The organism is Nocardioides sp. P5_C9_2, from assembly GCF_054049555.1.
Map to the genome: position 1 here is coordinate 1 of NZ_JBFUMD010000217.1, position 6,139 is coordinate 6,139.

At 73.0% G+C, this 6,139-nt stretch carries 8 protein-coding genes; 4 read left to right on the forward strand and 4 right to left on the reverse strand.

The features are described 5' to 3' along the window. Positions 1 to 205 precede the first annotated feature (205 nt). Positions 206 to 607 carry a superoxide dismutase, Ni gene (gene sodN, locus ACXJKL_RS12045; protein ID WP_457207287.1) on the reverse strand — a complete coding sequence of 134 codons (402 nt, stop codon included), beginning with the start codon at positions 605 to 607 and terminating at the stop codon, positions 206 to 208. A gap of 50 nt (positions 608 to 657) precedes the next feature. Between sodN and ACXJKL_RS12050 the strand changes: the two genes are divergently transcribed. The 4 genes from ACXJKL_RS12050 to ACXJKL_RS12065 are packed head-to-tail and all read left to right on the forward strand — an operon-like array spanning position 658 to position 3,943. Continuing rightward, positions 658 to 1,050: a S24/S26 family peptidase gene (locus ACXJKL_RS12050; RefSeq protein ID WP_457207288.1), complete on the forward strand. Its 393-nt coding sequence runs from the start codon at positions 658 to 660 to the stop codon at positions 1,048 to 1,050. A gap of 19 nt (positions 1,051 to 1,069) precedes the next feature. Beyond that, positions 1,070 to 2,245, forward strand: a complete 1,176-nt coding sequence (locus ACXJKL_RS12055; protein ID WP_457207289.1) for an NAD(P)-dependent malic enzyme — start codon at positions 1,070 to 1,072, stop codon at positions 2,243 to 2,245. Positions 2,246 to 2,254: 9 nt separating this feature from the next. Continuing rightward, positions 2,255 to 3,223 carry a zinc-binding dehydrogenase gene (locus tag ACXJKL_RS12060; protein ID WP_457207290.1) on the forward strand — a complete coding sequence of 323 codons (969 nt, stop codon included), beginning with the start codon at positions 2,255 to 2,257 and terminating at the stop codon, positions 3,221 to 3,223. Between the two features lie 24 nt (positions 3,224 to 3,247). Then, positions 3,248 to 3,943, forward strand: coding sequence for an SDR family oxidoreductase (locus ACXJKL_RS12065; RefSeq protein WP_457207291.1), 696 nt, complete (start codon positions 3,248 to 3,250; stop codon positions 3,941 to 3,943). 2 nt (positions 3,944 to 3,945) lie between these two features. Here ACXJKL_RS12065 and ACXJKL_RS12070 read toward each other — a convergent pair whose 3' ends face one another. Genes ACXJKL_RS12070 through ACXJKL_RS12080 form a run of 3 tightly spaced genes read right to left on the reverse strand, consistent with a single transcriptional unit; the run spans position 3,946 to position 6,062 of the window. Continuing rightward, on the reverse strand, positions 3,946 to 4,464 hold the full coding sequence (locus tag ACXJKL_RS12070) for a nitroreductase family deazaflavin-dependent oxidoreductase (protein WP_457207292.1): 519 nt from the start codon (positions 4,462 to 4,464) through the stop codon (positions 3,946 to 3,948). A 9-nt stretch (positions 4,465 to 4,473) separates the two neighbouring features. Further along, positions 4,474 to 5,097: a TetR family transcriptional regulator gene (locus ACXJKL_RS12075; RefSeq protein WP_457207293.1), complete on the reverse strand. Its 624-nt coding sequence runs from the start codon at positions 5,095 to 5,097 to the stop codon at positions 4,474 to 4,476. 23 nt (positions 5,098 to 5,120) lie between these two features. Beyond that, the gene (locus tag ACXJKL_RS12080) at positions 5,121 to 6,062 is read right to left on the reverse strand and encodes a YihY/virulence factor BrkB family protein (protein WP_457207294.1); all 942 of its coding nucleotides are present in this window, start codon (positions 6,060 to 6,062) and stop codon (positions 5,121 to 5,123) included. Between the last annotated feature and the right edge of the window lie 77 nt (positions 6,063 to 6,139).

The following is a 6,139-nucleotide window of genomic DNA, read 5'->3' on the forward strand; positions in this document are numbered from 1 at the left end:
GGTCCGAGCCCTGAGTAGCGGCGACACGGTGTCACGGTGTCGCGTCTGGCGGTGTGCCCCCGGCTCCCCGGAGGGTCCGCCGGACGCGACCCCGGCCCGCAACGCAGCGGGCGCCGCACCCGGTCCGACGGCCCGTGGGGACCTGGTGCGGACTGGGGCGGCGCCCAGGATCTGACCGGTCGGGCCGACGTGGCCCGGTCCGGGATCAGGCCTTCTTGGTCTCCCAGAAGATCTCCGCGATCTCGTCGATCTTGGCGAGCAGCTCGTCGGCCTTGCCGGCGTCCAGCTCACCCTTGGTGCCGGAGGCGCCGGCGAGCTTGGTGGCCTCGTTGACCAGCGTGTGCAGCTGGGGGTACTTCTCGAAGTGCGGGGGCTTGAAGTAGTCGGTCCACAGCACCCACAGGTGGTGCTTGACGAGCTCCGAGCGCTGCTCCTTGATGAGGACCGCGCGGGTCCGGAAGTCGGGGTCGTCGTTGTCGGCGACCTTGGCGATGATCGCCTTGATCGACTCGGCCTCGACGCGGGCCTGGGCGGGGTCGTAGACGCCGCACGGAAGGTCGCAGTGCGCCGAGACCTCGACGGTACGGGCAAACAGCTGGGGGAGCATCGCAGTCCTCTCAGTGGGTGTGTCGTCGAACGCTTGCGACACTACTCCGCGTGAGGACCACTGGAGACCCGGGTCCCGCCCGTGCGGGTGGGGCCCGGACACGCGCGCCGCGTCGCCTGCTGGGGCTCGCCGTCGTGCGCGGGCGCTCGATGGAGCCGACCCTGCGCGAGGGCGACCGCCTCCTCGTCCGGTACGACGCCGTCCCCGCCGTGGGAGGGCTGGTGCTGGCCCGCTTCGCGGACGGCACCCTGGCGGTCAAGCGGGCGGCCGGGCGCCGGGCGCTGCGCACCGGCGTACCGGGGTGGTGGCTCCTGTCCGACAACCCCGACGACGGGGTGGACTCACGCCACCGGGGGCCGGTGGCCGACGCCGACGTACGCGCCGTGGTGCTGGCCCGGGTGTGGCCCTCACCCCGTCTGGGACGGCACCTGACGCGCCCCTGAGCTGTGGAATCATCGCGGCATGGAACCGCAGCACCCGCACGCCGGTGACCCCGTCTTCGACCTCCACCTGGGCGGCAAGATGGAGATCGTCTCGACGGTCGCCCTCGCCGGCGCCGACGAGCTCTCCCTGGCCTACACGCCCGGCGTGGCCCGGGTGTGCGAGGCGATCGCGGCCGACCCCTCGATGACCCAGCACTACACCTGGGTCCCCAACGTCGTCGCCGTGGTGACCGACGGCACCGCTGTGCTCGGCCTGGGCGACATCGGCCCGGCCGCCGCGATGCCGGTGATGGAGGGCAAGGCGGTGCTCTTCAAGCAGTTCGGCGGCGTCGACGCCGTCCCGATCTGCCTGGACACCACCGACGTCGAGGAGATCATCGAGACCGTCGCCCGCCTGGCGCCGAGCTTCGGAGGCATCAACCTCGAGGACATCTCGGCGCCCCGCTGCTTCGAGATCGAGGACCGCCTCAAGGCGATGCTCGACATCCCCGTCTTCCACGACGACCAGCACGGCACCGCCGTCGTCGCGCTCGCGGCCCTCAAGAACGCCCTGCGCCTCACCGGCCGCACCGCGGAGGGCACCCGCGTGGTGATCTCGGGCGCCGGCGCGGCCGGGGTGGCGGTGGCCCGCATCCTGCTCGAGGCCGGGGTCGAGGACCTCGCCGTGATCGACCGTCGTGGCGTGCTCAACTCGCAGCGCTCCGACCTGACCCCCGTCAAGGCGGCGCTGGCCCGCGACACCGCCGACAGGTTCGGCCGCAGCGGCAGCCTCGCCGACGTGATGGTCGGTGCCGACGTCTACATCGGGGTCTCCGGAGGCTCGGTGCCGGAGGAGATCGTGGCGTCGATGGCGCCGGAGGCGATCATCTTCGGGCTGGCCAACCCCACGCCCGAGGTGCACCCCGACCTCGCCCGCAGGTATGCCCGGGTCGTGGCCACCGGCCGCTCGGACTTCCCCAACCAGATCAACAACGTGCTGGCCTTCCCGGGGATCTTCCGCGGGGCCTTCGACGTGCACGCCACCGCCATCACCGAGGGCATGAAGCTCGCCGCGGCCCACGCGCTGGCCGACCTGGTGGGCGACGACCTGTCCGCGGACCTGGTCATCCCGTCGCCCTTCGACCCCAGGGTCCCCGGCGCGGTCCGCGAGGCGGTCGCGACGGCTGCGCGTCGCGACGGGGTCGCACGCCGCTAGGGTCGACGCATGTTCGCCGTGTACGCCGAGTCCTTCAGCTCCGACGACCCGCTCAGCGGCCTGGTGGTGGGGGAGCGCCCCGACCCGACGCCGCCCGAGGGGTGGACGACGGTGACGGTCCGGGCGGCCAGCCTCAACCACCACGACCTCTKGTCGCTGCGCGGGGTGGGCCTCAAGCAGGACGCCCTGCCGATGATCCTGGGGTGCGACGCCGCCGGCATCGACGAGGACGGCAACGAGGTCGTGGTGCACGCCGTCATCAGCGACCCCACCTGGTCCGGCGACGAGACCCTCGACCCCAGGCGCTCGCTGCTCTCCGAGCGGCACCAGGGCACCTTCGCCGACCGGGTCGTGGTGCCCCGCGCCAACCTGGTCCCCAAACCGGCGTCGATGAGCTTCGCCGAGGCGGCGTGCCTGCCGACGGCGTGGCTGACGGCGTACCGGATGCTCTACACCCAGGGCAGCCTCAAGCCCGGCGACACCGTGCTGGTCCAGGGCGCCGGCGGTGGCGTGGCCACCGCGCTCATCACCCTGGCCCGGGCCGGCGGCCTCACCGTGCTCGCGACCAGCCGCGACGAGGGCAAGCGCCGGCGTGCCCTGGAGATCGGCGCCCACGAGGTCTTCGAGTCCGGCGCCCGGCTGCCCGTCAAGGTCGACGCGGTGATGGAGACCGTCGGGCGGGCCACGTGGTCGCACTCGATCCGCTCGCTGCGCCCGGGTGGCAAGGTCGTCATCAGCGGCACGACCAGCGGCCCGCAGCTCGACGACGCCGAGCTGACCCGCATCTTCTTCCTCCAGCTGCAGGTCATCGGCTCCACGATGGGCACCCGTGCCGAGCTGGCCTCGCTGGTCAACCTCCTCGACGCCACCGGCACCCGCCCGCTCGTGGACCGCACCCTGCCGATGACCGACGCCCGCGACGGCTTCGCCGCCATGGCCGCCGGCGACGTCTTCGGCAAGGTCGTCTTCACCCGATGAGGACCGCGCCGTGAGGACCGCGCCGTGAGGCACCTGCTCACCGGAGCCGGGTCGGGCATCGGGCTCGTGCTGGCCCGCCGCCTCGCCGAGCGGGGCGACGACCTGGTGCTGCTGGCCCGCTCGGAGTCGCGCGCCGAGCGGATGCGTGCCGACCTGCCCGACGCGGCGTACCTCGTCGCCGACCTGGCCGACCCGGGCACGCTCAACGGCCTGGGTCGGCAGGTGGACGGACCCCTCGACTCCCTGGTGCACGTGGCCGGCGTCGTCGACCTCGCACCGGTCTCGCGGCTGCGCCTCCAGCAGTGGGAGGAGCAGATCACCGTCAACCTCACCGCCCCCGCGGTGCTCACCCGCGAGCTGCTCCCGCACCTCAGGCGCGCGCACGGCACCGTCGTGTTCGTGAACTCCTCCGCAGGGCTCTCGGCGAGCGCCGAGTGGTCGGCGTACGCCGCCTCGAAGTTCGGGCTCCGGGCCCTCGCCGACGCGTTGCGGGCCGAGGAGCTGGAGCACGGGGTGCGGGTGTCCACGGTGTTCCCGAGCCGCACCGCCACGCCCATGCAGGAGAAGGTCCACGAGCAGGAGGGCCGGACCTACGACTCCTCCCGGTGGATCTCTGCGGAGACGGTGGTCGACACGCTCCTGCACGTCCTCGACCTGCCCGCTGACGCGACGATCCCCGAGGTGACCGTGCGCCCGGTGGTRCCCCGCTCCGGGAGCTGAGCTCAGCCGGCCCGCTCGACGACGAAGATCCGCACGTGGCGCCCGCTGATCCGCTGCTGGTACTTCGCGTAGCCGCCGTAGATCCCGCGGGAGCGCTCGGTCACCGCAGCACGCTCCGCATCGGTCGCCGGGCGCGCCACCACCGGCAGGGTGCGCCCGCGGAAGGCCACGGTCGCGTGCGGGTCGGCCTCGAGGTTGAGGACCCAGGCCGGGGTGGACGGCTGGCCGAAGTTGGTGCCGAGCAGGGCCAGGTCGTCGCCCACCGGGATCGAGATCAGGTGGCTGGTGCGCGGCTGCCCGGACCGGCGTCCGGTCGTCGTGAGGTCGAGGACGGGCAGGCCGGCCAGCAGCTGGGGAGCGCTCTGCTGCCCCCGCGACACCCGGGCGACGGCCGTGTCGAGGTGCCGCAGCGTCCGGGAGAAGATCCAGGCCCCCGGCCGGCTGGAGCCGAACGCCTGCACGCCGCGCTGGAAGGCGTTGGCCGGTCGGTGGCGGTAGTCGAGGTCCGCGGCGAGTCCCATGGCGGTCCCTCAGCGTCCCGAGCGCCAGTTGACAGCGCCGACCAGCAGCATCCGCAGCTGGGTGCGGGTGTCGGCCAGGATGCGGGCCTCGGCGGACGGGTCGTCGACGAGTCGCTCGGCCGTCGTCACCACGAGCGAGACGATGAGGTCCGCCAGCAGGTGGAGGTGGTCGTGGGAGAAGGTGTCGGTCCCCGGGAGTCGCGCCACGTCGGTGGCCAGCTCGCGGGTGGTGAGCTCGATCTCGTGCCGGATGGCCCCGCGGACCTGGGCCGGACCGGCCATCCGCTCCCGGGCGATGAAGGAGTAGTGGGCGGGGTGGTCACGGACGTGTGCGACGAGCACCACCATCGACTCGTCGATGAGGTCGACGAACTCGGGGGCGCGGGTGCGCACGTCGCGCAGCAGCTCGCGCAGCGACACGAAGCTCTCGTCCACCAGGGCGAGCCCGAGGGACTCCACGGAGTCGAAGTGCCGGTAGAACGCGGTCGGCACGATGCCGACCTCCTTGGCGACCTGGCGCAGGGAGATCGCGACGAGGCTGGTGTCGTCGGTGAGCCCGAGGGCCGCGTCGAGGATCGCGCGCCGGGTGCGCTCCTTGCGCTCGCTGCGCGTCGCGACGTCCTGACCCTCCATGCGGCCGATCGTAGTCCGGACGCTCATCGCCGCCGGTGTCGCGCCCGGCCCTGCCAGGCCGCGATGAAGGCGTCGGGGGTGGTCGGTGTCTCCACGAGCGGACTGCTGTGCCACACCCGGTTCACCGTGGTGGCCCCGATCAGCAGTCGCGACAGGAGGTAGCCCCACAGCAGGAACGTGGCCGCCCCGCCCAGGACGCCGTACACCTCGGTCGTGTAGCGGCTGGACAGGTAGATGACGGTGTACAGGTGGAGGAGCTCGACGCCGATCGCGAAGACGAGCGCGCCCGGGACCAGGCCCCACCCGGACACCGCCTCCGGGTGCGGCAGTGCCCGGAGCAGCGACCACGCCAGGGCGAGGAAGACCGTCAGCATGAAGACCACGGCCACGAGCGTCCACGCCCCTCGCTGCGAGCGCATCCAGTTCGCCGCCAGCGACGTCATCGCGGCGACGAGCACGCCGACGACCACGAACCCGGAGGCGAGGTACTCCCGCTCGAGCCGGCGGATGGGCAGCTGCCAGGCGAGCAGGGTGGCGGCCCACATCGCGCGGGCGAGGTTGGACGACGCCCACGCCAGCGTGCACAGCCCGAAGACCAGCAGGAACCAACGGCCGTCCGACGCCTGGGCGGCGGACTGCTCGATCTCCTGGGCGGCGTCGGACCCGAGGCCGATCGCCGAGGCGCCCTCGCCCGCCGATCCGGGGGGCACGAAGCCGAGACACCCGACCAGGATCAGGGTGGCCGGCAGCAGCCACAGGAAGAGCCGGTAGGCCAGTGCACTGGCCAGCAGCGCCCCTCCCGCGTCCCGGTCGTGCTCGAAGGCCCGGAAGAGGAAGTCGACCGTCCGGTGCGCCCGGCCCGCCTGGGCGCGCTCGACGAGCTCGTCGCGACGCGCCTGCAGCTGCGACCACCGGGCGCGCACGCGGGCACGCCGGGTCGGAGGCGGGCTGGTGGGCTCGACCATGGCACGAGCATGGGATGGACGCCCGCTCGCCGCCTCATGCGACGGGGGTGAGCCCGCACATCTCATCACCTCCGGAT

What these genes read in the sequence shown, in the direction of transcription:
- sodN (WP_457207287.1), bottom strand. Translation starts at nt 607, where the DNA reads ATGCTCCCCCAGCTGTTTGCCCGTACCGTCGAGGTCTCGGCGCACTGC.
- ACXJKL_RS12055 (WP_457207289.1), top strand. Translation starts at nt 1,070, where the DNA reads ATGGAACCGCAGCACCCGCACGCCGGTGACCCCGTCTTCGACCTCCAC.
- ACXJKL_RS12070 (WP_457207292.1), bottom strand. Translation starts at nt 4,464, where the DNA reads ATGGGACTCGCCGCGGACCTCGACTACCGCCACCGACCGGCCAACGCC.
- ACXJKL_RS12080 (WP_457207294.1), bottom strand. Translation starts at nt 6,062, where the DNA reads ATGGTCGAGCCCACCAGCCCGCCTCCGACCCGGCGTGCCCGCGTGCGC.
- ACXJKL_RS12075 (WP_457207293.1), bottom strand. Translation starts at nt 5,097, where the DNA reads ATGGAGGGTCAGGACGTCGCGACGCGCAGCGAGCGCAAGGAGCGCACC.